This is a genomic window from Kandleria sp., from assembly GCF_017934775.1.
In the GTDB taxonomy this organism is placed as follows: domain Bacteria; phylum Bacillota_I; class Bacilli_A; order Erysipelotrichales; family Coprobacillaceae; genus Kandleria; species Kandleria vitulina.
The window spans coordinates 17,614-41,871 of the sequence record NZ_JAGBIX010000026.1 but is presented as its reverse complement, the minus strand read 5'-3'; the positions used below and the strand labels follow the sequence as shown (position 1 = coordinate 41,871).

The 24,258-nt window shown below is 35.4% G+C and carries 23 protein-coding genes; 21 read left to right on the top strand and 2 right to left on the bottom strand.

What is annotated here, in order from left to right; all coding sequences use genetic code 11:
• Window positions 1-287 precede the first annotated feature (287 nt).
• From J6L95_RS03665 to J6L95_RS03565, 21 genes are all read left to right on the top strand, one after another.
• Window positions 288-1,106: a 4Fe-4S binding protein gene (locus J6L95_RS03665; protein ID WP_287458187.1), complete on the top strand. Its 819-nt coding sequence runs from the start codon at window positions 288-290 to the stop codon at window positions 1,104-1,106.
• Window positions 1,107-1,258: 152 nt separating this feature from the next.
• A complete protein-coding gene (locus J6L95_RS03660; RefSeq protein ID WP_029070573.1) occupies window positions 1,259-1,546 on the top strand; it encodes a co-chaperone GroES in 288 nt (95 codons plus the stop codon).
• Window positions 1,547-1,564: 18 nt separating this feature from the next.
• On the top strand, window positions 1,565-3,175 hold the full coding sequence (gene groL / locus J6L95_RS03655; RefSeq protein WP_287458186.1) for a chaperonin GroEL: 1,611 nt from the start codon (window positions 1,565-1,567) through the stop codon (window positions 3,173-3,175).
• Window positions 3,176-3,318: 143 nt separating this feature from the next.
• On the top strand, window positions 3,319-3,543 hold the full coding sequence (locus J6L95_RS03650; RefSeq protein WP_029070575.1) for a hypothetical protein: 225 nt from the start codon (window positions 3,319-3,321) through the stop codon (window positions 3,541-3,543).
• Window positions 3,531-4,271 carry an ATP-binding cassette domain-containing protein gene (locus J6L95_RS03645; RefSeq protein WP_287458185.1) on the top strand — a complete coding sequence of 247 codons (741 nt, stop codon included), beginning with the start codon at window positions 3,531-3,533 and terminating at the stop codon, window positions 4,269-4,271. Before J6L95_RS03650 ends, J6L95_RS03645 begins: the two co-directional genes overlap by 13 nt.
• A 139-nt stretch (window positions 4,272-4,410) precedes the next feature.
• On the top strand, window positions 4,411-5,535 hold the full coding sequence (locus J6L95_RS03640) for a hypothetical protein (protein WP_287458184.1): 1,125 nt from the start codon (window positions 4,411-4,413) through the stop codon (window positions 5,533-5,535).
• Window positions 5,532-5,789, top strand: a complete 258-nt coding sequence (locus J6L95_RS03635; RefSeq protein WP_287458183.1) for a hypothetical protein — start codon at window positions 5,532-5,534, stop codon at window positions 5,787-5,789. The genes J6L95_RS03640 and J6L95_RS03635 overlap by 4 nt, the downstream gene beginning before the upstream one ends.
• A 329-nt stretch (window positions 5,790-6,118) precedes the next feature.
• Window positions 6,119-6,631: a DUF6568 family protein gene (locus tag J6L95_RS03630; RefSeq protein ID WP_287458182.1), complete on the top strand. Its 513-nt coding sequence runs from the start codon at window positions 6,119-6,121 to the stop codon at window positions 6,629-6,631.
• A 214-nt stretch (window positions 6,632-6,845) separates the two neighbouring features.
• Window positions 6,846-7,757 (top strand): ATP-grasp fold amidoligase family protein, encoded by a 912-nt coding sequence (locus tag J6L95_RS03625; RefSeq protein ID WP_287458181.1) that lies wholly within the window; start codon window positions 6,846-6,848, stop codon window positions 7,755-7,757.
• Window positions 7,758-8,090: 333 nt separating this feature from the next.
• Window positions 8,091-8,600 carry an antiterminator LoaP gene (gene loaP / locus J6L95_RS03620; protein ID WP_287458180.1) on the top strand — a complete coding sequence of 170 codons (510 nt, stop codon included), beginning with the start codon at window positions 8,091-8,093 and terminating at the stop codon, window positions 8,598-8,600.
• Window positions 8,601-8,612: 12 nt separating this feature from the next.
• Complete coding sequence (locus J6L95_RS03615) at window positions 8,613-10,556, top strand: polysaccharide biosynthesis protein (RefSeq protein WP_287458179.1); 1,944 nt, start codon at window positions 8,613-8,615, stop codon at window positions 10,554-10,556.
• Window positions 10,549-11,760 carry a DegT/DnrJ/EryC1/StrS family aminotransferase gene (locus tag J6L95_RS03610; protein WP_287458178.1) on the top strand — a complete coding sequence of 404 codons (1,212 nt, stop codon included), beginning with the start codon at window positions 10,549-10,551 and terminating at the stop codon, window positions 11,758-11,760. The genes J6L95_RS03615 and J6L95_RS03610 overlap by 8 nt, the downstream gene beginning before the upstream one ends.
• Before the next feature lie 11 nt (window positions 11,761-11,771).
• Window positions 11,772-13,388: a sugar transferase gene (locus J6L95_RS03605; protein WP_287458177.1), complete on the top strand. Its 1,617-nt coding sequence runs from the start codon at window positions 11,772-11,774 to the stop codon at window positions 13,386-13,388.
• 1 nt (window position 13,389) lies between these two features.
• Complete coding sequence (locus J6L95_RS03600) at window positions 13,390-14,292, top strand: ATP-grasp fold amidoligase family protein (protein ID WP_287458176.1); 903 nt, start codon at window positions 13,390-13,392, stop codon at window positions 14,290-14,292.
• On the top strand, window positions 14,261-15,310 hold the full coding sequence (locus J6L95_RS03595) for a glycosyltransferase family 4 protein (protein WP_287458175.1): 1,050 nt from the start codon (window positions 14,261-14,263) through the stop codon (window positions 15,308-15,310). The genes J6L95_RS03600 and J6L95_RS03595 overlap by 32 nt, the downstream gene beginning before the upstream one ends.
• Before the next feature lie 5 nt (window positions 15,311-15,315).
• Window positions 15,316-16,392 (top strand): glycosyltransferase family 1 protein, encoded by a 1,077-nt coding sequence (locus J6L95_RS03590; protein WP_287458174.1) that lies wholly within the window; start codon window positions 15,316-15,318, stop codon window positions 16,390-16,392.
• Window positions 16,389-17,462, top strand: a complete 1,074-nt coding sequence (locus tag J6L95_RS03585) for an EpsG family protein (protein WP_287458173.1) — start codon at window positions 16,389-16,391, stop codon at window positions 17,460-17,462. The genes J6L95_RS03590 and J6L95_RS03585 overlap by 4 nt, the downstream gene beginning before the upstream one ends.
• Before the next feature lie 9 nt (window positions 17,463-17,471).
• Window positions 17,472-18,602, top strand: a complete 1,131-nt coding sequence (locus J6L95_RS03580; RefSeq protein ID WP_287458172.1) for a glycosyltransferase — start codon at window positions 17,472-17,474, stop codon at window positions 18,600-18,602.
• Entirely contained in the window at window positions 18,587-20,113 is a 1,527-nt protein-coding gene (locus J6L95_RS03575; protein WP_287458171.1) for a lipopolysaccharide biosynthesis protein, read from the top strand. Before J6L95_RS03580 ends, J6L95_RS03575 begins: the two co-directional genes overlap by 16 nt.
• A 12-nt stretch (window positions 20,114-20,125) precedes the next feature.
• On the top strand, window positions 20,126-20,923 hold the full coding sequence (locus tag J6L95_RS03570; RefSeq protein WP_287458170.1) for a DUF2334 domain-containing protein: 798 nt from the start codon (window positions 20,126-20,128) through the stop codon (window positions 20,921-20,923).
• Window positions 20,907-21,500: a YveK family protein gene (locus J6L95_RS03565; protein WP_287458169.1), complete on the top strand. Its 594-nt coding sequence runs from the start codon at window positions 20,907-20,909 to the stop codon at window positions 21,498-21,500. The genes J6L95_RS03570 and J6L95_RS03565 overlap by 17 nt, the downstream gene beginning before the upstream one ends.
• 13 nt (window positions 21,501-21,513) lie before the next feature.
• On the opposite strand, the gene J6L95_RS03560 is transcribed toward J6L95_RS03565, so the two are convergent.
• A complete protein-coding gene (locus J6L95_RS03560; protein ID WP_287458168.1) occupies window positions 21,514-22,596 on the bottom strand; it encodes a GDP-mannose 4,6-dehydratase in 1,083 nt (360 codons plus the stop codon).
• A 9-nt stretch (window positions 22,597-22,605) separates the two neighbouring features.
• Window positions 22,606-24,072 carry a nucleotide sugar dehydrogenase gene (locus tag J6L95_RS03555; protein WP_074689169.1) on the bottom strand — a complete coding sequence of 489 codons (1,467 nt, stop codon included), beginning with the start codon at window positions 24,070-24,072 and terminating at the stop codon, window positions 22,606-22,608.
• Window positions 24,073-24,258: the final 186 nt, after the last annotated feature.

Sequence of the window (24,258 nt, the reverse complement as noted above, 5' to 3'; positions counted from 1 at the left end):
CCTTATGCTATCGCTAATGGATGCAATGGCATCTTTGGTAGTGAAAGTCTTATAGAAACTCATTAGTCTCATATGCTTTCGAGTATATTTGGAAGTGAATGTATATAAGAACCCAACGTGCTTTAGCCGTTGGAGTGTCAGATGAAGATGTCACTATTGTTGGAAATCCAGCAAGACGAATTGTGTAAGTAAAGTAGTTTACAGCTCTGTTTTCATATTTGTCTAAACTGTTTATATCGAACTTCAAAAAGAAATATGATACGATAAAAAACAGTGGGGGAAATTATATGAAAAAATATCGTTTTTCAATATTGATGCTGATCATATTTGAAACAATTGCCATTTCCTTATGGCTTACTAAGAACAATCTTTTTTATCTTGTAAACTTCAGTTACATTGGCTGTGCTATCTCATTAGGAATATTTCTATTTACAAGAAACTATAAACATGCAAGACGCGTCGTTCAGCTTCTTGTAGGTCTATATATGCTCATTTATTTAGGACTAATATCTCATGAAAATATGCAGATAGAAGGATTCTGGTATTACCTGTTTACAGGTGTATTTGAAGCAGCCACAATCCATTATGCTGTCGCTAAGATATTTGGCCCGCTGATTTTTGGAAGAGGCTGGTGTGGTTATGCCTGCTGGAGTACCATGGTCTTTGATCTGTTGCCATATAAGGTACCGCAATCTCCAAGAAAAAAGATTGGATGGATCAGATATATCATGTTTGCATTATCTTTTCTCTTTGTGTCATTCTTGTTTTTAACACATGTCTCACACATTGAGAAAATCATGTTTTATGCTTTCATCATTGGCAATATCTTCTATTATGTTGTAGGCATCACTTTAGCATTTCTATTTAAAGATAACAGAGCCTTCTGCAAATACATCTGTCCAATCACCGTTTTTATGAAACCAATGAGTTATTTCTCATTATTTAGAATTACATGTGATCATGATAAATGTATTTCATGTGGAAAATGTAGAAGAGTATGCCCAATGGAAGTAGATATGCTCGATGATTCAAGAAAAAGAAAAAATGGGACAGAATGTATCTTATGCAATGAATGTGTTAGGAATTGTCCAAAAAAAGCACTATAAAATGAAGCGTTTTAACGCTTCTTTTTATGTTTTATCAAAATAAATTCATTTTGACCCTTGATTTTCATTAACAATTGAGTACAATAACAATTGTGTTAGCACTCTACATGTTTAAGTGCTAACGGAGATATTTTCAGTTAGGAGGAATGCATATGAATATTAAGCCATTAGGCAATCGTGTTGTTTTAAAACAAGCAAAAGTAGAGGAAAAAACATCTTCTGGAATCATTCTGACAGGAAATGCTCAAGAGAAGCCACAATATTTAGAGGTTGTAGCTGTTGGTCCTGGCATAAATGATGCCAATGGAAACAAGATTCCTGTAGAGGTGTCAGTTGGACAGAAAGTGATCTGTCAGAAGTATTCAGGTTCAACTGTGAAGATGGATGATGAAGAATATACAATCATTAATGCGGAAGACATTCTTGCGATTATTGAATAATATTGGAGGCGTATAGTTATGGCAAAAAGTATTAAATACGGTGCAGATGCAAGAAAATCATTGGAACAGGGCGTTAATAAATTAGCAGATACAGTAAGAGTAACCCTTGGCCCTAAAGGACGAAATGTGGTCTTATCACAGTCCTATGGTTCACCACTTATTACTAATGATGGTGTGACTATCGCAAAAGATGTAGAGTTAGAAGACCCATTTGAAAATATGGGAGCAGCTGTCGTTAAAGAAGTAGCTACTAAGACGAATGATGTTGCTGGTGATGGTACAACTACAGCAACAGTGTTAGCACAATCTATGATCAATGAAGGAATGAAGAACTTGGCAGCAGGTGCGAATCCAATTGTTCTTCGTAAAGGTATGAAGAAAGCCACTGATTGTGCTATTGAATCAATTATTAAGATGAGTCAGCCAGTCAATGGTAAAGACCAGATTGCTAAAGTGGCCTCTATTTCTGCAGAAAATGAAGAAGTAGGAGAAATGGTCGCTAATGCTATGGAGAAAGTGTCTAACGATGGTGTCATCACTGTTGAAGAATCAAAAACCATGAAAACAGAATTGGATCTTGTGGAAGGTATGCAATTTGATCATGGATACTTATCTCCTTATATGTCAACAGATATGGATAAGATGGTTGCTGAACTAGATAATCCTTACATCTTAATGACAGATAAGAAAATCACCAATATTCAAGATATCTTACCGATGCTAGAAGAAGTCGTAAAATCAGGTTCTTCTATGTTAATCATCGCTGATGATGTAGAAGGAGAAGCCTTAACAACATTAATTGTCAATAAGTTACGTGGTACATTCAATGTTGTGGCAGTAAAAGCACCAGGCTTTGGTGATAAACGTAAAGATATGCTAGAAGATATTGCAACATTGACAGGTGGAACAGTCATTACTTCTGATTTAGGATATGAATTAAAAGATATGACTATTGAACAATTAGGTCGTGCTAAGAGTATCAAGGTTACTAAAGATACAACAACAATCGTTGATGGCTTAGGTGATAAAGATAAGCTAGAAGCACGTATTGCTCATATTAAGTCACAGATTCAATCAACAACATCTTCATTTGATAAAGAAAAATTACAGGAAAGACTTGCCAAATTAGCTGGTGGAGTCGCTGTGATCCGTGCTGGTGCAGCCACTGAAACAGAAATGAAAGAAGCAAAACTTCGTCTAGAAGATGCCTTGAACGCTACTCGTGCAGCTGTAGAAGAAGGTATTATTGCCGGTGGAGGAACTGCTTATGTACATGCGATTAAAGATGTCCTGACTCTTTCTTCTACTCTTGAAGGAGACGAAAAGACCGGTGCTAAGATCATTGCTAAAGCAATGGAAGCGCCACTTTACCACATTGTAGAGAATGCTGGACTAGAAGGCTCAGTCATTGTCAATAAAGTAAAAGAATCAGATAATAAGATCGGTTTTGATGCCTACAATGAAGAATTTGTAGATATGGTAGAAAAAGGCATTATCGATCCAGTTAAAGTCACACGTACGGCATTACAGAACGCTTCATCAATTGCGAGCACATTGTTGACAACTGAATCCGTAGTAGCTGAAAAAGAAGCCCCAAAACCTCCTGTTAATAATATGAATATGTACTAATATAGATAATCCCAGCTTGATGCTGGGATTTATTTTTTTCATTAAAACAAATGACCGCTTATCCGTTTTTCTTACCGTTAAGAGAAATAATATAGATGAATAACTATATAGATAATACAATACTTGTGAAAGGAGATTTTATTATGAACAGATTAGAAACAAGTTTAGCATTATACCAATGTCAGCTTAACAAGAAATACGAAGATACAGTAGAAAACAAATGGTTCTGGTGCGTCTTTGCAATTGTGGTTCTTGTGGCAGTAGCAGCTTATGCTTTCTATTGTACAAGCAAAGGCTACAATTTTACTGGTAAAGTGAAACTTCATTGGCCTAAGATCTGGGAAATGGGTATCGGATGTTCACGTTAAACAAGGGCGCATTAGACGCCCTTCATATTTCACATCTTACAAAATCCTATAAGGATCATAAAGTAATCGATGATCTTTCTTTTACATTTAATAAGAAAGGTATCACTATTATTGTTGGAGTAAATGGAAGTGGAAAAACAACACTTTTTAATTTAATCAATGATTTAGTAGATAAAGATGAAGGAACAATAACTTTATCCTCATTATCAGATGAAGATAGAAAAAAAGAATGCTTCTATATTCCCTCTGACTTCTATCTGCCAGAGTATATGACAGGAAAAGAATATGTGGATTTTATTTTATCTCGTTATCCTTATTCCAACAAAGAAAATGTAGAGTGGCTTATTCATCTTCTAGATTTTGATGAAGCCTATCACAAGCTTATTGAAACCTATTCTTATGGCATGAAAAAGAAAATACAGATTAGCGTTGCAATAGCATCCAATACACACTACATTTTTGCAGATGAAGTTTTTAATGGGCTGGATTTTGAAACAGTGCTTCTTTTAGAAGAATTGTTTCAAAAGCTTTCAAATAAAAGAGCATTTGTGCTTATTACACATGAGATGCATCTTATTCAAAGATTTGATTGTGATTGTTACATGATGAAAGAAGGGAAGCTTTATCATGTAGAAGATGATCCATTAAAGATGATAGAAGAAATTAAAGAAGAAAAAACATATCAGGAAAAAAGAGAACTTATTGATGAACACGTTATGTCTTTATAAGTTTTATTTTAAAGACTCCTTTCAAGGTATTTTATCCCATCCTTTTTTACGAAAGAAATATATACGTATAATTCTTTCATTAGGATTTATTTTCCTCTATTTCTTCTATTTCTATATAAATGTAAAACAGGTCAATATTGTGAAAAATATTGCAGACTCTACAACTTTAAATCAATTGATGATTGCTAAAAGACAGACGCTTTCAAGTCTCTATAACTTGACAGGCTTATTAGCTGGTCTCATATTTTTGCTATTGGAATCAGGAGTACATTTAAATGAGAAGTCTCTCTATTTTACAAAAGCACTGCCATTTAGTAAAAAAGACATTATAAATAGTGAGAGACTCTTTTATTTAACATTGGCACTCATTTTATTTGAGCTCTATGTTTTTATCATAATACCCATGCTTGTTCTGATAACGTCAAGACTCATAACCGCAATGATTATTGTGATAAGCGCACATTTCTTTTTTCTTGGAATATTTCAGATGCTGCGTTTTATCTATTCCTGTCTTCATCATCGATGGGGGAGACGTATCTATCGCTTGATCTTGATTATTGTTTTCTACTTTCATTTTGTAGATATAAGATACAAGATCGATAGCTATATTGCCAATAAGCCCATTAATTTACTAGCAATCATGATGATATCAATGATAGTGGGAATAGCCCTTTTTCTCATCAGCTGGAGTATGCAGAAGGATCTTAATCTTTATATGAGAAGTGAATATAAGTTTATCCCTGCTTGTAGTCACTCTGTATATTTGTTGGCCCTTATTCGAACAAGATTCTTTAAGATTGTCTGCATTCTTGTTGCTGTTCTTTCTTTCTATTGTCATTTTGTTATTAAAGACAATGAAGGATTAAATTTCCTTCTCCCGTTCTTATCATTGATATTCTTGTATTATGGCAATACAACACTGTCACTAAGACGCATGTTTACACACTATAGAATCAAGCCCTTGTATGAATTATCCTGGTTGACTCTGTTTATTTGTATTGCAGGAATACCTTCATTATTTGTTGGCATAATGACACACCATAACGTACAGGTATTTCTTTACGGTTTCAATCTTTCCTTATCCGCATTAATTTTAGGTATCCTTTTGCCTAAACGAATAAGCAATATGAATGAACTCATAACTTCTATAGTGATCATCTTATTGATGATGATCTACTTGCTCGCAAATACATATGTGCTATGCGCTATTCTTATGATCTTATGGATTATTGCATATTATACTTTGAAGGAGGCAACACAATGAAATATATGAAACAATTAAGCATCGCGTTAACAGTCTATCTGATTGTTTTCGTTCTAGATTTTATTCGCACATTATTTACTATTCAGCACTCAGGTGTTGTCTACACAATGTTAGGTATGCGCATTACTACAAAAATGACAGCACATACTTTAGAGAATGTATTTTTATTGACATGTAAGAGTGCATTAACTCTTATTGTATTTGTTGCAGTGTGGATGGGCGTGTATTTCTTAATAAATAGAAAACATGCTTAATCTTATTCTAGAGATTATAGTAGAAATCATAATCTCCATCTTATTGCATGAATCACTTCACTATCTTATTGCCCGTATATTAAAGCTCAATCCTCAAGTCAAAATACATAACCTTATTCCGTCCATTACATATAAAAACACTCACGAAGATATAAAAAACCTACTTGTCGGAGCAGCACCACTTTTGATGGTTACATTGATTTTTATCCTTCCTAATAATAAGTGGTTCGTATTTAAGGTCATGTGCTTTTGTCAGATCTTTAATATATTGCCCATATGCACAGATGGTGAAGTTATTCTTTTATCCATTATTAATCTATTAAAAAAACATGAAAAAAAGTAAAGTAATTATTGGTATTGTTGTTTTCATTTTAACGTTGACACTAATTAATATCTATGTCCAAAAATCAGAGAGTGCCATTGCCTACAATGATCATACACCACGTATGATCAAGACATCTCCAAGTAATATTATGAAACGCATCAGAGAAAAAAAGCAGGGCATCTACTACTTTGGATTTCCTGAATGTCCATGGTGTATCGAATTGTTGCCGGTACTAGATGAAAGTCTACAGAATGCAAATGAGAAGGCTTATGTCTTAAATACCCATGATAAGACATTTACTCAACCATTAAGAAATGAATTAACCGCATTCTATAAACAATACGTTCACCAGAAGCGCATCTATGTCCCACTTGTAGTAAGCATCAATGATAAACATGAAATAAAAGTTCATCTTGATACTGTCAAAGGACATAATGCGAAAGTATCACGAATGACAAAATCACAAAGAAAAGAATTGCGTCATATTCTTGATCAGATGGTCAACTTTAAAAAATAGCTTATGAGTTATTCATAAGCTATTTTTTTGTCATATAAGACAGTGATTTGACTAGTCTTTACAAAAAGAAAAATATTGATAAAATAAGCGATATTTTTAATTTAAAAGTGTAAAATGTGAGCTATACTAATGTTAACAGGAATGATTTCTCTTTTGATGGTGGGAAGACATCAAAAGAAAGGACATAACAATATTGTTATGGGTATAAGCGTTAATGAATGTTTTTAAAAAGCTCCTTCGTTTAGTCTCTGATGAAGATTATCGTTATCTTGTCAAAGCAGCAAGATTTGGTGAAGATTATCTAGATGATGAAACATATCTAAAGAAAGTCTATAAAGCCTTATTTCACCGAGAACTGAACCTTACATCACCACAGACATTTAATGAAAAGCTGCAATGGCTAAAACTGTATGATCGAAATGATAAGTACACAATGTTAGTGGATAAGTATCTCGTTCGTGATTATGTCGCTAAAAAAATTGGAAAAGAACATCTGATTCCTCTTATTGGTGTATGGGATGATCCAGATGAAATTCCATTTGAATTGTTGCCGACGCAGTTTGTATTAAAATGTAATCATAATTCCGGATGTGGAATGTATATATGCAAAGATAAATCCAAGATGAATGTGAAGAAAGTCAAGCGAGCACTAAGAAAAGGGTTAAATCAGGACTACTATCTTACATGTAGAGAGTGGCCCTATAAGAATGTAAAAAGAAAGATTGTCTGTGAACAGTTTATGGGAGATTCCCTGATTGACTATAAGATTCAATGTATAAATGGTCATGTTGATCATTTCATGGTCTGTTATGGAAGAACAGAAACAAAGCTTCCTGATTTTTATTATTTTGATAAGGACTGGAATTTTCTTCCATATAATCCTTATCTGACAGAGCTCGTAGATTTTGAAACCATCAAGCCAAAACATATAGATGAAATGATTCGTATTGCAGAAATATTAGGGAAGGAATCACCTGCAATGAGGGTCGATCTTTATGAAATCAATGATCATGTCTACTTTGGGGAAATGACAATCTTTAATCACAGTGGCTTTGATGCAGAACTACCCTACGAAATAGATTTAATGTTAGGGAAGAAGCTACAATTACCTGAAAAAAAGAAATAATTCCATATTTTGAAAATAACGAAAGAAGTCAAATCTTCGATTAAATATTTATTGAATTGAAATATGTATATAGGAAAATGACTTTTTTATAATTTTAATAAGTTATCATAATAAAAATAATAAATAAGACTTAAAATCTTATCTTTTTGATGGTTTGTGAATAAAAAAGACCTGTGATAAGATGTGAAAGCAACCGTTTTATAAGGTATTGCTTTTAAAACAGATCCAAATGACTAATCGTCGCACTGTCGCGTTTTTCAAAAGATCATTCATAATTATTCAGTTCGCTTTTTTATAGCGAACAGGCGAAGCACGTCTTAAGGGGGGATTTATATGTATGATAATTGGTATGTAATGCAAGTGAAGGTTGGAAAAGAGGAAAAGGTTGCTAATAAATGTCTTTCTTTAATTTCAAGAAATCTACTTCATGATTGTATTGTTTTAAAGTATCAATATAAAAAGCGTTATTTAGGTAGTTGGCATATCCTGGAAAAGATATTATTTCCAGGATATGTTTTTATTATTGCGGATAATATTGAAGAACTTTATGTCAAACTTGAAGAGATTCCTGAGTTTACCCGGCTTCTCAAGAAGAAAGACCTTCTTCCTATTCCTAAAGAAGAAGTCAATTATTTAATGGAGTATTCTAAGAATAATGTGGTAGAGATGTCCTATGGCTATATTAGTGATAATCACTTGAATATCTTCAAGGGACCATTAAAGGGACATGAAAAACAGATCAAGAAGGTAGATCGTCATAAACGATTGGCTTATCTTGATGTGGATCTTCTTCATACTACATCAAAAGTAAAAATGGGATTAGAGATAATCTATAAAAATTAAAGGGGTGTGTGTGTGTTAAAACAGCTTAAGAATGAGAAAGTTTTTTTATTGTTACTGATATATGATATCGCCGTCGTTAATTTATCTTATTTTATTGCCTTAATGTTACGATTTGATTTAAGTTATTCACTTATTGAGCCAATCTATTTAAAGACATGGCTACACTTTGTTCCCATCTATACAATATTTTGTATAGTTGTTTTTATTTACTTGAATTTATATAAAAGTATCTGGCGTTTTGCAAGCTATATGGAACTTGTAAGAGTAGTAGGAGCCACGGTGGTGACTTCTTTTTTTCATATTACAGTGACAATAATGTTATTGAATAGAATGCCTATTTCTTATTATCTAATAGGAGGTCTCCTGCAGTTCTTATTCATGATCAGCATTCGTTTTTCTTATCGCTTTATCTTACTTATACGTTCACGTACAAGTAAGCCAAGTCATCGAGTCATGCTCGTAGGAGCAGGAGATGCGGGAATGATGATCTTAAGAGATATCAGAAGAGCTAAGGAAGTCAATGAACGTGTTGTGTGCATCATCGATGATGATGAACGCAAGTGGGATAAATATCTTGAAGATGTGCCCATCGTAGGGGGACGAAATGATATTGTGGCCAATGTTGAAGCGTATGACGTTGATAAGATCTATATTGCCTTACCTAGTGCGAATGCAAAAGAACGAAAAGAAATTCTAGAAATATGCAAGGATACTGATTGTGAAATTAAGGTGCTTCCAGGCATGTATCAGTTAGTAAGCGGAGAAGTGAGAGTAAGTCATATGAAGAAAGTCTCAATTGAAGACCTTCTTGGTAGAGAACCAATCGATGCTGATCTAAGTGAAGTTTTCTCTTTTATTAATGAAAAGACTGTCCTCGTTACTGGTGGAGGAGGATCCATTGGATCAGAACTCTGTCGCCAGATTGCTAAAAATAATCCTAAGAAGCTGATTATTTTTGATATGTATGAAAATAATGTTTATGATCTTCAGCAGGAATTGAAATATCATTATCCTGAACTTGATTTTATTGTAGAAATTGGATCTGTGCGAGATTCCAGAAGACTCTGGGATCTTTTTAAGACATATCGCCCCGATATCGTCTACCACGCAGCTGCCCATAAGCATGTTCCATTGATGGAAGTGAGCCCTAATGAAGCCATCAAGAACAATGCGATTGGGACTTACAAGACAGCCTATGCAGCAGTGATGAATGGCTGTAAGAGATTTGTACTAATAAGTACTGATAAGGCTGTTAACCCAACCAATATCATGGGAGCTTCAAAGCGACTTTGCGAGATGATCATTCAAGCCTTTGATGCAAAAATCAAGCGCAATGAAGCGCATCAGATTCCTGAACTGTTTACACATTTTCAGGAAGATTTTGATGTCACTATTGAAGATGACTATGATCACATTGAAACAGAATTTGTAGCTGTAAGATTTGGTAACGTTCTTGGATCCAACGGTTCAGTTGTACCATTGTTTAAAAAACAATTGGAAGCAGGTGGACCACTCACCGTCACTGATCCAAGAATGATACGTTACTTTATGACAATACCTGAAGCGGTATCACTTGTCTTACTGGCTGGAACATTTGCCAAGGGAGGAGAAATCTTCGTATTGGATATGGGTTCACCAGTTAAGATAGATGACTTAGCGAAAAACTTAATTCGCTTTTCAGGATTCAAGCCCAATGTGGATATCAAGATTGTCTACACCGGATTAAGACCGGGAGAAAAGCTTTATGAAGAAAAGCTGATGGCCGAAGAAGGTCTACAAAAGACAGAAAACAATCTTATTTTTATTGGCAATCCTATTCCATTTGATATTGATGGCTTCCTAAAACAATTGGAAACCATGATGAAAAAAGCATATGAGAATGACAGCAATATAAGGGAATATGTGGCAACGATGGTTAACACATATCATCCACGAAAGGAAACAGACAATGTATAACAAAAATAAATCACCGCTCAATGAAAAAGTCTATCTGTCTTCTCCCACCATGCATGATCTTGAAATGCAATACATGGAAGAAGCCTATAAGACCAATTGGATGTCAACTGTAGGAGAAAACATCAATACATTAGAAAATCAGATTTCAAAAATGACAGATCATTACGCTGTTGCATTATCATCAGGTACAGCAGCCTTGCATATGGCTATGAAACTAGCAACAGAACGTGCCTATGGAAAAGGGGAAACATTAAGAGGACATCGTGTCTTCTGTTCTGACTTGACCTTTGATGCATCCATCAATCCGATTCTTTATGAAGGCGGTATTCCCGTCTTTATCGATGTCGAAAAAGACAGCTGGAACATGGATCCTGACGCATTAAGAAAATCCTTTGATACTTATCCAGAAGTTAAGATTGTCGTACTTGTGCATCTTTATGGTACACCTGCCAATATGGGAGAAATCATGAATATCATTAATGAACATGATGCTATTCTTATCGAAGATGCAGCCGAATCCATGGGAGCAACCTATAAAGGAAAGCAGACAGGAACATTTGGTCATTATGGATGTTACTCTTTTAATGGCAATAAGATCATCACTGGTTCATCAGGAGGTGTCCTTATCTGTAAAGATGAAGAAGATGCCAATAAAGTAAGAAAATGGAGTACACAGTCACGTGAAAATGCGCCCTGGTATCAGCATGAAGAACTCGGCTACAACTATCGTATGTCCAATGTCATTGCCGGCGTTGTAAGAGGGCAGATGAATTACTTGCAAGAACACATCAATCAAAAAAAGGATATCTATGAAAGATATAAAGAAGGATTAAGTGATCTTCCTGTGACACTAAATCCAATCATAAAAGAAGGACAGGCCAACAATTGGCTGACTTGTCTTCTGATCGATGAAGAGGCCATGTGCCCACAGATAAGAGATGATCATAATGTCCTCTATAAAAGTGAAAAGAACAAGACATGCCCACATGAAATACTTGATGCATTAAATGAAATTAATGCAGAAGGAAGACCTATCTGGAAACCAATGCACATGCAGCCATTGTTCCACCGTTATCCATTTATTACATGTACACATCTTGGAGAAGATCTTTTTAGAAGAGGACTCTGTCTTCCTTCTGACAATAAAATGACACCTGAAGTACAAGATTACATCATTGATGTCATACGCGCCTGCTTTGAATAGGGGGTGCTTTTTTGTCTCGTAAGAAAAAATACGCACTTGCATTAGGCCTTCTTGCCATTGTAGGTGTTCACTCACTAAAAAAACAAGCTCAGCGTACTAGCTATCAAGCAAAAGAGATTGAGCCTATTCCATTAAGAAAACAAGGATTCTATGAAAGACGCACTAAGCGTCTTTTTGATATCACCGCTTCTCTTCTTGCCCTTATTATCTTTTCACCACTCTATCTTCTTGTAGCTCTACTGGTAAGATGCAAGCTAGGATCTCCTGTTCTCTTTACACAAGAACGACCAGGATTAATTGATAAAGAAGGAAAAGAAACCATCTTCAAGATGTATAAATTCCGTACCATGACTGATGAACGAGATAAACAGGGACAATTATTAAGTGATGAAAAACGACTAACAAAGTTTGGAAAATGGCTACGTTCAACTTCACTAGATGAACTCCCTGAAGTCTTCAATATCTTAAATGGCACCATGTCAGTAGTAGGACCACGCCCACAGCTTGTCAGAGATATGGTCTTTATGAGCAAACAGGACCGTATTCGTCATAGCGCTAAACCCGGTCTTTCAGGATTGGCACAGGTCAATGGAAGAAATGCGATCAGCTGGGAAGATAAGCTTTCATGGGATCGACGCTATGTCGAAAAGGTGAGCTTTCTAGGTGATCTAAAGATCATCCTTTTAACAGTAAAGAAAGCTTTCATTAAACAAGAAGGCATCTCCATGGACAATCATGCGACCGCATTGGACTATGGAGATTATCTTCTTGAAAGTGGTCAAATAGAAGAAATGGATTATGACATCAAACAATTTGAAGCCAAGAAAATTCAAAAAAACAATGTCAGAAAAGGCATAGAAGGACTGGTCTCTATTATTATGCCATCATACAATACGGCCACTTTAATCAAGTCTTCTATTCAGTCCGTCCTTGATCAGACTTATCGCAATTGGGAACTTATCATCGTAGATGATTGTTCCACTGACCATACTCAAGATGTATTGAAAGACATTCATGATCCACGTATTACCATTATTTACAATAAAACCAATGAAGGGGCAGCGATGTCTCGCAATAAGGCCTTACGTCTAGCTAAAGGACAGTGGATGGCCTTTTTAGATTCAGATGATCTTTGGCATAAAGAGAAGCTCGAAAAGCAGCTTTCATTTATGAACAAGAACAATTACAGTTTCTCTTATACCAACTATGAAGAAATCAATCATCGTGGAGGCAAGATGAATGTTGTAGTGAAAGGACCAAAACGTATCACCATGAGAGGGATGTATCGTTATTGCTGGATGGGATGTTTAACGGTTATGTATGATGCCAACAAGGTGGGCGTCATTCAAATTGAAGATATCAAGAAAAACAACGATTATGCCATGTGGCTAAAAGTATCTCAAAAATGTGATTGTTTTCATCTAGATGAAACACTTGCCTCTTATCGAAGAGGCCGTCTTGACAGTATTTCTTCTAGTTCACTTTTAACATTAATAACATGGCATTATCGTCTTTTCCGCATTGCTGAAAAGAAAAATCCAGTTATGAGTCTATTGTGTACATTACGCAATATGATATTTGGATTCTACAAGAAAAAACGATATGTCAAGAAAGGGGAAAGGACATAGAATGGAACGTGATTCACTGCTTTATAAATTAAGAAGAAAGACACAGGTAGCTGCCAGATATGTCTTATCAGATGAAACCTTATCAAAGATCTATTACCGTCTTGTCTTATCCAAGACGCTTCATCTTAAAGATCCAAAGACATTCAATGAAAAGATTCAATGGCTCAAATTGTATTATTATCCAAATGATAAAAATGTGATCAAAGCTACAGATAAATACACTGTAAGAGACTATATCAAAGAGAAAGGATATGGCCGTATTCTCAATAAACTCATTGGCGTATGGGATGATGTCAATGACATCAATTGGGAACAGCTGCCTAGTCAGTTTGTACTAAAATGTACGCATGGCTGTGCCTACAACATCGTTGTTTCAAACAAAGAAGAAGCAAATGAAAAGAAGATCAAGAAACAATTAAGAAAATGGCAAAAAGAAGACTTTGGCAACTTTAATATTGAAATACATTATTCAAAAATAAAAAGCCACAGAATCATCTGTGAAGAATTCTTAGGAGACGTCATCACAGATTATAAATTCTTCTGCTTTAATGGAAAACCACAATTTATATATGTATCCACAGATCTTATTCATGATCGACAGGCACATTTAGGCTTTTTCACTCTTGATGGAGAAAAGATTCCTTTAAAAAGAGATGACTACGCTGATATTGAACAAATGGAAAAACCACCCTTCTTCAACGATATGTATATTGCTGCAAAAGATCTCAGTCAGGATTTTCCATTTGTACGTGTTGATTTCTTTATTGCCAACAATACCTTCTATTTTGCAGAACTTACCTTTACACCAGGAGCAGGTATGATGCCATTTAATCCTGATTCATATGATCAAGAGTGGGGGGAGATGCTTCATATTGAACATCTCATCAACAATGAAGATGCATAAGAAGGTGCTGATCATCGGACATTTTGCCCAAGGGCAAAATTTGTGCGATGGCCAGACAGTAAAGACATTGACGCTTTATGAAGAATTAAGAAAGAAGTCTTCATGGACTATCAATATTGTAGATACCTATATGAAAAAGAATCCAATAAGACTTCTTTTTACATCATTAAAAGCAATATTGACACATAAGCAGATTATTGTTCTTTTATCAGGAAATGGTATGTCCTTCTATTTTCCTTTACTTTATTTTTTTACGAAAGTATTCAAGAAGCAGATCTATCATGATGTCATTGGTGGAAATCTTGATCAGTATGTCAAAGACAAACCAAAGTTTAAGAAGTACCTTAATAGTTTTGAAGTCAACTGGGTAGAAACCCATCTTTTAAAAAAGAAATTAGAAGATGTGGGTGTAACTAATTGTGTAGTTATCCCTAATTTTAAAAGACTGCCCATCACTCAAATTGAAGTGGCCTATCATCCGCTCTTTAAATTCGTACTCTTTTCAAGAGTCATGAAAGAAAAGGGGGTAGAAGAAGCGATTGAAGCTGTTCAACTTATTAACCTCAAAAATAAGGTCTGCCAATTAGATATTTACGGGCCCATCGATGAACAATATAAAGAACGCTTTGATTTCGTTATGAAACATGCACCAGAAGAAGTGAGATATAGAGGTATTGTTAATTTTAATGAAAGTGTTTCTACATTAAAACATTATGATGCTCTTCTTTTTCCTACAACATGGAAAGGAGAAGGCTTCCCAGGAACACTTATTGATGCCTTTTCATCCGGGCTTCCCGTTATAGCTTCAAGATGGGCAAGCAATGAGGAGATAGTAGTTCATGGACAAAATGGATGGCTTTATCCTAAAGAAGACATCATGACATTAAGACAGGCAATGCTTACTTTTATGTATAATACAGAAATTTTAACAATGAAAAAACACGCACGTGAAAGTGCGCAACTCTATCAGCCAGATCGTTATATTCAGATGATCATAGATACACTAGAAAGGAGATGATTATATTGAAACGTTTACTTTGCATTGTCAGTTCACTCGATATGGGAGGAGCTGAAACATTTCTTATGAAAATCAATAGAAGTCTTCCTTCTTCTTATCATATGGACTTTATCGTCTCTACTAACGAAGGCGTCTATGAAGAAGAAGTAAAAAAACTAGGAGGACGTATTTTTAGAATTCCACTTCGTACCTCTTCTCCAATAAAAAGCTATAAGGCGCTCAAGAAGATTGTCAGTGATCACCATTATGATTATGTACTCAAACTATGTGATACGCCCATTGGTTACTTCGATCTTTTAGCATGCAAGAAAGGTGGTGCAACACATTTATGTGTACGCTCCTGCAATGCAAGCAGTCAGGATTCTTTTTTAAGAAAAACCATCAACAACATTTTAAGAAAGCCTTTCAATCGTATTGCGACTACCAAGATCGCACCTTCTTCATTAGCAGGTGAATATACGTTTGGCAAGAACGAAGATTTCCATCTTCTTCATAATGGATTAGCATTAGAACAATACCGATTTAATAAAGAAGAAAGAGAACGTGTAAGAAAAGAGTGGAATATAGAAAACACATTTGTCATTGGTCATATCGGAAGATTCTCTCATCAGAAGAATCATGACTATCTTCTAGATATCTTTGAAGAAGTCAGAAAAGAAAAAAACGCCAGACTGATGCTTATAGGAGAAGGCGAGCTTCTCTATGATATAAAAGAAAGAGCACAGCATTACAAAGATGAAGTCATCTTCTGCGGTCTACAAAAAAATATTCCATCGCTTCTTTCAGCGATGGATCTTTTTGTCTTTCCTTCATTTTATGAAGGCATGCCAAACACCGTCATAGAAGCACAAGCCAACGGCTTGCCTTGTCTTATTTCTGACACCATCACAAAGGAAGTGCTTCTTACTGACTTGATAGAGATGGCTTCTATTGAAGAGTCACCATCTTTATGGAAAGACAAGATAAAAATGAATAGGGAAAGAGAACGTACACATTATGTGGAGGAACTAAAAGAAAAAGGCTATGACATTGAAGATGTAGTAAAGACATTTATCTCACTTATTTTTGAAGAGGAACTATGACAGTCTACTTTATCTTCTTCTTGATCATGAGCCTTATCTGGTTAGCTCTATTCCCTTATATGGAAATAACGTACAATTCTGTCTCTAAATTACAAAAGCAGGTCTTCTGCTTTATAGTTGCGATTCTTTTGATTCTATTAGCTGGACTTAGAAAGACAAACATGGGGGCAGATACAACCGTCTATCTTCAGGCATTAAAGTACTATCAATCGCTTCCTAGAAATACGATTCTTAGTGCTCCGCTTGTTTATCCCTATGACTTTGAACCGGGCTTTTTCCTATTAACAAAAATAGCAGCCCTATATTCCTTTTCACCAACGTTCTTTCTTTTTGTCATAGCAGCACTTATCTATATACCACTTTGTATATTTATAAGTCATTATTCTGAAAATCCATATATCAGCATTCTCGTTTATTTTGCATTTGGCTTCTTTGGCTATAGTCTAGGTATCTTTAGACAGCTGATTGCGATTTCTTTTAGCCTGATGGCTTTTCACTTTATTCATAAAAAACAGCTGCTTCCTTATATAGTAAGCATCCTGTTTGCATCATTGTTTCACACATCCGCATTGATCTTATTGCCATTTTATTTCTTATCAAGATTAAATCTAGAGAAAAAACATCTCTTCATCATTCTGGCAATAGAAGCAATTCTTTTGGTATTAGGAAGACCACTCGCTCTTTTTATCATTAACAGTCTTCCTTTATATGCTAAATACATTGGCGGTAAATATGACACCTCCGATACGAGCTATACCATGTTAATGATCTACAATCTTATTCTGATTATTTCTTTCTTTATCAAAGATAAAGAAAAGAATCTACAATATGCAAGAAATGCCTTATTGATTGCGATCATTATACTTTGTTTAAGCTATTCAATCACTATTTTAGGAAGAGCAGTACTCTATTACAGTATATTCCTAATTCTGCTTATTCCTATCATTATTGATCGCATTATCGTCAATAATAAATTGTATTTTTATGGCATCTGTATTTTGTCATTAATATATTTCTTCTATTACATTACAAAAGGATCAATCATTGATCCTTATCGATTCTTTTTTTAAGGAGGATTTATGATTAAACTCATGCATTTTATTCACGGGTTCAATACCGGAGGAGCAGAGACACTCGTCAAGAACTATATGACACATATCGATCATTCTGTTTTTGATGTCACTGTCTTATGTATTGAACACTTTCCCGATTCTCCCTACGAAGACTATCTTAAAAAACAGGGGATAAAGGTCATCTATCTTTGTGATAATATCAAGCACTTTGATAGTCGTCGTCTCGATCATCGTATCCTCAATCATATTGAAATCTATCTTCAAGTAAGAAAACTTATTAGGGAGATTTCTCCTGATATTATTCATTTTCATCTGGCTTTACAAAACTATATCCGTTTTGCTAAACCAAAAAAGAACACGATCATGTTCTACACGCAACATTTTGATTTCTCAAGAATGATTGAAGATCATATCCAGATGAGACATCTTAAATGGATCATCAGCCACTATCCTACAGAGATTATCGCCTTGCATAGTCAAATGAAAAAAGAGATGTCTCATCTCATCTCTCCTCAATATATTGAGGTATTAAACAACGGTATTGATATTGATCAATATCAAAATCTTTCTTCAAAAGTAGAGAAGAGAAAAGCTCTTCATATTAATGAGAATGCACTTCTTATCGTTCATGTAGGACGCTTTGATAAGATCAAAAATCATGATTTCCTTCTTGATGTCTTTAATGACATCAAGAAGAAGCGTCCGTCAGCTTCTCTTCTTCTGATTGGTTCAGGAACAGAGGAAAAGGTGATTCTTGATAAGGTGAAAAGACTTCATCTAGAAGATGATGTCCACATCTTATCTAATAGAGATGATGTCAATGAATGTCTTCAGATGGCCGATGGGGCGATCTTCCCGTCATTTTCAGAAGGTATGCCTATTTCACTTGTAGAAATGCAGGCAGCGGGTTTACCGATTGTGGCGTCAGATGTGATTTCAGAAGAGATCAAGGTCTCTAATCTGATTACTTTTCTTCCTTTAGGAAATGCAGCACAATGGGCTGATACATTGATTGATCATATCGAAAGAAGAGAAGAAGTCATCTATGATCACTTGGAAGATTGGGATATTAAAGAGAGCGTAAGAAAGCTTGAAGGATTATATTTAGAAAGGTATGAAACATGGAATCACGAATAAAGAATACAAAAAGAAATCTTGTCAGTGGTTTTTTAAGACAGGGTGCCAATATCTTATTGCCGTTCTTGACAAGGACGATGGTCCTTTATCTTCTTGGGGCAAAATACCAGGGGTTAAGCAGTCTCTTTCATTCCATTCTTCATGTCTTAAATCTTGCGGATTTAGGTTTTACGACAGCAATTGTCTTTGTGCTCTATAAGCCTGTCGCTTTAGATGATCATGAAAGCATCTGCGCTATTTTAGCTTATTTAAGAAAGATCTATTGGATCATCGGTGCAGTCTTCCTGCTTGGTGGCTTGTTTGTCATGCCGTTCTTGCCAAGTCTTATTTCAGGAAGCTATCCACAAGATCTGAATATTTATTTATTATTTTTTATCTATCTTATTGATACAAGTCTTTCTTATATGCTTTTTGGCTACAAGAGTGTCCTATTAACCGCCATGCAAAGAGATGATGTTGTCAACAACATCTATACTTTCTCTTCAACATTGTTGAGGATTGCACAGGTGATTATTCTCTTTATTGCCAAAGACTATATGTTATTTGTGGCATTGATGCCGCTTTGTACATTGTTAAATAACTTTTTGACGCAATACTTTGCCAATAAGTTCTTTCCTCATCTTAAGCCATTAGGACAAATTGATAAGACCACAAAAGAAAAGATCATGCGACAGGTTAAGGGAATCGTTGTCGATCGCATTGGCGATACAGCCCGCAACAGCATGGATTCTATTTTTCTTTCTGCTTATTTAGGCTTAACGACAGTGGCAATCTACGATAACTACTACTATATCTACAGTGCGCTCTATGGCATCACATTAATGATTATTAATGCGATGCAGGCCTCTGTTGGCAACAGTATTGTGAAAGAGAGCGTTGAGAAGAACTATCGTGATCTGTTTAAGTTTACATTTATCTTTGAATGGATCTGCGGCTGGATGGCTATATGCATGTGCTGTCTCTATCAGCCCTTTATGGCCTTGTGGCTTCGTGATGCAAAGATGATTTTTCCAAATTATATCATGGTTATGTTCTGTCTTTATTTTTATCTTATCACCATGAACAATACACGTAATCTCTATACCTCGGGAGCAGGTCTCTATTGGGAGATGCGTGTCTGGTATATCGTTGAAGCTATCGGTAATATCGTACTTAATGCTTCGCTGGGTTATTTCTACGGTGTGACCGGTATTATTCTTGCGACGATCATTACGATCGTGCTCTTTAATTTTATTGCCCGCAATGCGGTATTGTTTGCGCATTATTTTAAGTGCAGTTCACGTGAGTTCTATGTCAAGCATGGAACCTATGCACTGATCACGATTGTAAATGGGGGCATTACTTACTTTATGACACGTCTTGTCCCAATTGATGGTTTTATTGGTTTCATTATTATGATTGTACTTTGTGCCATCGTTCCACATCTTCTTTATTATCTTGCTTATCGTAAAAGTGATAGTTATCAGGAGATGGTTGCTTTTGTAAAGACAGTCATCAAGGTGAAACATTAAGGAGGTACAGATTTGAAAAAAATACTTGTAAGATTTGATGATCTTTGTCCCACGATGAACAAAGAACAATGGGAAAAAGCGAAAGTTCTGTTAAAACAATATGATGTCAAGCCGCTATTAGGGGTTGTTCCTGAATGTCGAGATCCAGAGCTTCTTATTGATAAAGAAGACCTCCATTTCTGGGAAGAAATGAGATCCCTTCAAAAAGAAGGCTACACCCTTGCGATGCACGGCTGCTTTCATGAATGCATCCACCAAGGAAAGACCCTCGTGAGTGGACCAGGCTATTCAGAATTTGCAGGACGCAGCTACGAAGATCAATACGCAACCATAAAGAAAGGCAAAGAAATCCTAGAAGAACATGGCATACACACAACCATCTTCTTTGCCCCTCGCCACAGCTATGATCTTAATACATTGAAAGCTTTAGCAGCCAATGGCTTTACCCACATCTCCGATGGGAAAAGCCATACGGTGTGGAATAGGGAAGGAATCCTGTGTGTACCATGTCGCTCAAGCGGATGCCCCGCCATTCGTTTTAACGGATACTATACAGCTGTCTTTCACGCCCATGAATGGGTGCGTGAAGACAAGGCTTTTGCCTATAAGGAATTTGTGTCTTTGTTAGAAAATCATCATCGGGATATCGTTGATTTCAATGAATTTGCATCACGTAAAGAAGGTCATCCATTTGTTCAGATGATAAGTGAAAAAGCATTTATTTTTTATGAAAACCATATTCGTCCAAAGCTCAGTGCTTTGCATGTCTTAATAAAGAGAAGGGGGAGAAAAAATGGAAGAAAGACTTGATCTGCGACAGCTTATTTTATATTTATTTTCATATTGGTATATATTATTAATTTCATTGATATTGGGAGTGACAGGAGGAATTGTCTATCATAAATTTCTGACATCACCGCAATATCAATCAACTGCTACCGTTTATATTAGAAGCAATCAGAAAGAGATTTCCTATGATGATCTACAGCTAAGCAATAGTCTAGCTTCCGATTATCAGCATATCTTTACCGCTAGTCCTAATTTAAAGGCGGTGATGTCTTCATTGCATCTTTCTTATGATGAAGATGAATTATTAGAAATGATCAATGTAGAACATCCAGCAGATACACGTATTCTTAAGATCACAGTGACTTCCTCTGATAATGAGGAAGCAAAAAAAATAGCGGATGCTCTTGCGGAGGAAGGAATGAAGAGTATTCGTAAACTTGACGGACAAGTTCCTTATCTTGTTCAGCAGGGGAAAGTATCTCATATCAATGTGGGAGCATCGCTAATGGAACATGTCACTCTCTTTGTCATTGGTGTTGTTGGTCTATGTGCGTTGCTTATTGTATTTAAATTCTTTATGAAAAAACCAGGCGAGTAGCCTGGTTTTTTTATTATTGATAGAAGTCTTTATACCACTTGGCAAATGCACGAAGACCTTCTCTAAGTGTTGTCTTCGGCTTGAAGTGGAAATCTCTTTCTAATGCGGATGTATCCGCATATGTAATGGGTACATCTCCTGGCTGCATAGCGACTAGTTCTTTATGTGCTTCAAAGTCATAGTCTTCAGGAAGCACTTTAGCACGTATGAGTTCTTCTTGAAGAATAGAGACGAAATCCAATAGATTTTCTGGATGAGAGTTTCCGATGTTATAAATAGAATAAGGTGGAAGAGGAAGACCATCTTCACCGTTCTTTCTTTCTGGTGCACCTTGCATGATACGCTGTACTCCTTCAACGATATCATCTACAAAAGTGAAGTCACGCTTACAGTTTCCATAGTTGAAGATCTTGATTGTTTCACCTTTTAATAGCTTATTCGTAAATCCAAAATAAGCCATATCAGGACGACCTGCAGGACCATAGACCGTAAAGAATCTTAAGCCAGTGCATGGAATATTGTATAGCTTGGCGTAGGCATGAGCCATAAGTTCATTGCTTTTCTTTGTAGCTGCATACAAAGAAACAGGATTATCAACTTGATCATCAGTGCTATATGGTACTTTCTTGTTTGTACCATAGACACTTGAAGAAGAGGCGTAGACAAGATGTTCTACGCCTTTCTTATTATTGTCATAAGAATGACGACAAGCTTCAAGAATATTATAGAAACCAATCAGATTTGATGAAATATAGGCATCAGGGTTAGTGATAGAATAACGTACACCAGCCTGTGCAGCTAAATTCACTACAATATCTGGTTCATGATCTTTAAAGATAGTATTGATTAACTGTGCATCTGATAAATCTCCTTTAATGAAAGTGTATGAAGAAGAAGGATGTAAAGAAGCTTCTTTTTCAATTTCTTTAAGACGCCAGTTTTTAATGTTTACATCGTAGTAATCATTTAAGTTATCTAATCCTATTATATGAATAGAAGAAATTGTTTTTAATAAAGAAAGAACAAGGTTGCTGCCAATAAAGCCAGCTGAACCTGTTACGAGAACAGTCTTTCCATTTAATTCTATATGTTCCATAAAAACCTCCTAGTCTCTTCTAAATAGATCTCGTGTATAGACTTTGTCTTTTACATCATCAAGACACGAATTGTATCTATTGGCAATGATGGCCTGTGAAATGCGTTTGAATTCATCTAGATCATTGATAACCTTGCTGCCAAAGAAAGTTGAATGATCAGGAAGAGTTGGTTCGTAGATAACGACTGTTGCTCCTTTAGCCTTGATTCTCTTCATAACCCCTTGAATAGAAGATTGTCTAAAGTTATCAGAGTTAGATTTCATTGTTAAACGATATACCCCAATGATAACCTCTTTTTCTTTACTTTCATCATAGCTGCTGTTGGCTTCATAGGCACCTGCGATTTCAAGAACACGATCCGCAATGAAATCTTTTCTTGTCTTGTTAGAAGCAACAATGGCTTCAATCATGTTCTGAGGAACATTTTCAAAGTTTGCTAACAATTGCTTAGTATCTTTTGGTAAGCAGTATCCACCATATCCAAATGAAGGGTTGTTGTAATGTGAACCAATACGAGGATCAAGACAGACACCGTTGATGATCTCTTGAGTATTTAAGTTCTTGCTTTCTGCATAAGTATCTAATTCATTGAAGTAAGAAACACGTAGTGCTAAATAAGTATTTGCAAAAAGCTTTACAGCTTCCGCTTCAGTGAAGCCCATAAATAATGTATCGATATTTTCTTTTAAAGCACCTTCATTTAATAATTCCGCAAAGATTTCAGCTTCTTTTCTGCTTGATTCATCGCATCCTACAATAATACGAGAAGGATAAAGGTTATCATAAAGAGCCTTTGATTCTCTTAAGAATTCAGGTGAGAAGATAATACGATCAGTGTGGAATTTTTCTCTAACAGTGTTTGTATATCCAACTGGAATGGTAGATTTAATAATCATTGTCGCATGAGGATTAACTTTTAATACTAAAGAAATAACATCTTCTACAGCTGAGGTATTAAAGAAGTTTTTCTTTGAATCATAGTTTGTAGGCGCTGCAATGACCACAAAGTCAGCCTTACGATAAGCTTCTTCTCCATCAAGAGTTGCATGAAGATCTAATTCTTTTTCTTTAAGATATTTTTCAATATAGTCATCTTGAATAGGTGATTGATGATTATTGATCATATCTACTTTCTCTTTAACAATATCAACAGCTTCTACATGATGATGCTGAGATAAAAGCGTAGCGATGGATAATCCTACATATCCTGTACCCGCAACAGCGATGTTATAGTGTTTATCAATTGTTTTCTTGACTGATCTTTTTTCTTCAAAAAGATCAGTGATATCAAAATGAAGCTGTTCAGATAGTTTTTCAAGCTGTTCAATTGAAGGAACATAGTCCATCTTTTCTGCACGGCTGATCATAGCACGGTTGATGCCAGTTGCTTCTGAAAGCATTTTTTGTGTAAAGTTTAGTTCTTTTCTTTTTGAGATAAGCGTCTCACTTAGGCGCTTCTTGGATAAAGTTTTCATTCCAGTCCTCCTTATGTTATTATAAATAACATTTTATAGAAAATATTATACATTATATTTCAATTAAAATCAATTTTAGAATATAAAAACAAGTTGCTTCTTTATAAATGTTATTTAAAATAACAAATACAAAGTTTTAGACATAAAGTATGAAAAAAGCCATAGAATAAGGAGGAAAACTTTTGT

Excerpts from the sequence above, each read along its gene's own strand:
- J6L95_RS03625 (WP_287458181.1), top strand. The coding sequence starts at position 6,846 with ATGAATGTTTTTAAAAAGCTCCTTCGTTTAGTCTCTGATGAAGATTAT.
- J6L95_RS03555 (WP_074689169.1), bottom strand. The coding sequence starts at position 24,072 with ATGAAAACTTTATCCAAGAAGCGCCTAAGTGAGACGCTTATCTCAAAA.
- J6L95_RS03580 (WP_287458172.1), top strand. The coding sequence starts at position 17,472 with ATGATTAAACTCATGCATTTTATTCACGGGTTCAATACCGGAGGAGCA.
- J6L95_RS03630 (WP_287458182.1), top strand. The coding sequence starts at position 6,119 with ATGAAAAAAAGTAAAGTAATTATTGGTATTGTTGTTTTCATTTTAACG.
- J6L95_RS03585 (WP_287458173.1), top strand. The coding sequence starts at position 16,389 with ATGACAGTCTACTTTATCTTCTTCTTGATCATGAGCCTTATCTGGTTA.
- J6L95_RS03650 (WP_029070575.1), top strand. The coding sequence starts at position 3,319 with ATGAACAGATTAGAAACAAGTTTAGCATTATACCAATGTCAGCTTAAC.
- J6L95_RS03575 (WP_287458171.1), top strand. The coding sequence starts at position 18,587 with ATGGAATCACGAATAAAGAATACAAAAAGAAATCTTGTCAGTGGTTTT.
- J6L95_RS03635 (WP_287458183.1), top strand. The coding sequence starts at position 5,532 with ATGAAATATATGAAACAATTAAGCATCGCGTTAACAGTCTATCTGATT.
- loaP (WP_287458180.1), top strand. The coding sequence starts at position 8,091 with ATGTATGATAATTGGTATGTAATGCAAGTGAAGGTTGGAAAAGAGGAA.
- J6L95_RS03665 (WP_287458187.1), top strand. The coding sequence starts at position 288 with ATGAAAAAATATCGTTTTTCAATATTGATGCTGATCATATTTGAAACA.
- groL (WP_287458186.1), top strand. The coding sequence starts at position 1,565 with ATGGCAAAAAGTATTAAATACGGTGCAGATGCAAGAAAATCATTGGAA.
- J6L95_RS03660 (WP_029070573.1), top strand. The coding sequence starts at position 1,259 with ATGAATATTAAGCCATTAGGCAATCGTGTTGTTTTAAAACAAGCAAAA.
- J6L95_RS03600 (WP_287458176.1), top strand. The coding sequence starts at position 13,390 with ATGGAACGTGATTCACTGCTTTATAAATTAAGAAGAAAGACACAGGTA.
- J6L95_RS03560 (WP_287458168.1), bottom strand. The coding sequence starts at position 22,596 with ATGGAACATATAGAATTAAATGGAAAGACTGTTCTCGTAACAGGTTCA.
- J6L95_RS03645 (WP_287458185.1), top strand. The coding sequence starts at position 3,531 with ATGTTCACGTTAAACAAGGGCGCATTAGACGCCCTTCATATTTCACAT.
- J6L95_RS03610 (WP_287458178.1), top strand. The coding sequence starts at position 10,549 with ATGTATAACAAAAATAAATCACCGCTCAATGAAAAAGTCTATCTGTCT.
- J6L95_RS03565 (WP_287458169.1), top strand. The coding sequence starts at position 20,907 with ATGGAAGAAAGACTTGATCTGCGACAGCTTATTTTATATTTATTTTCA.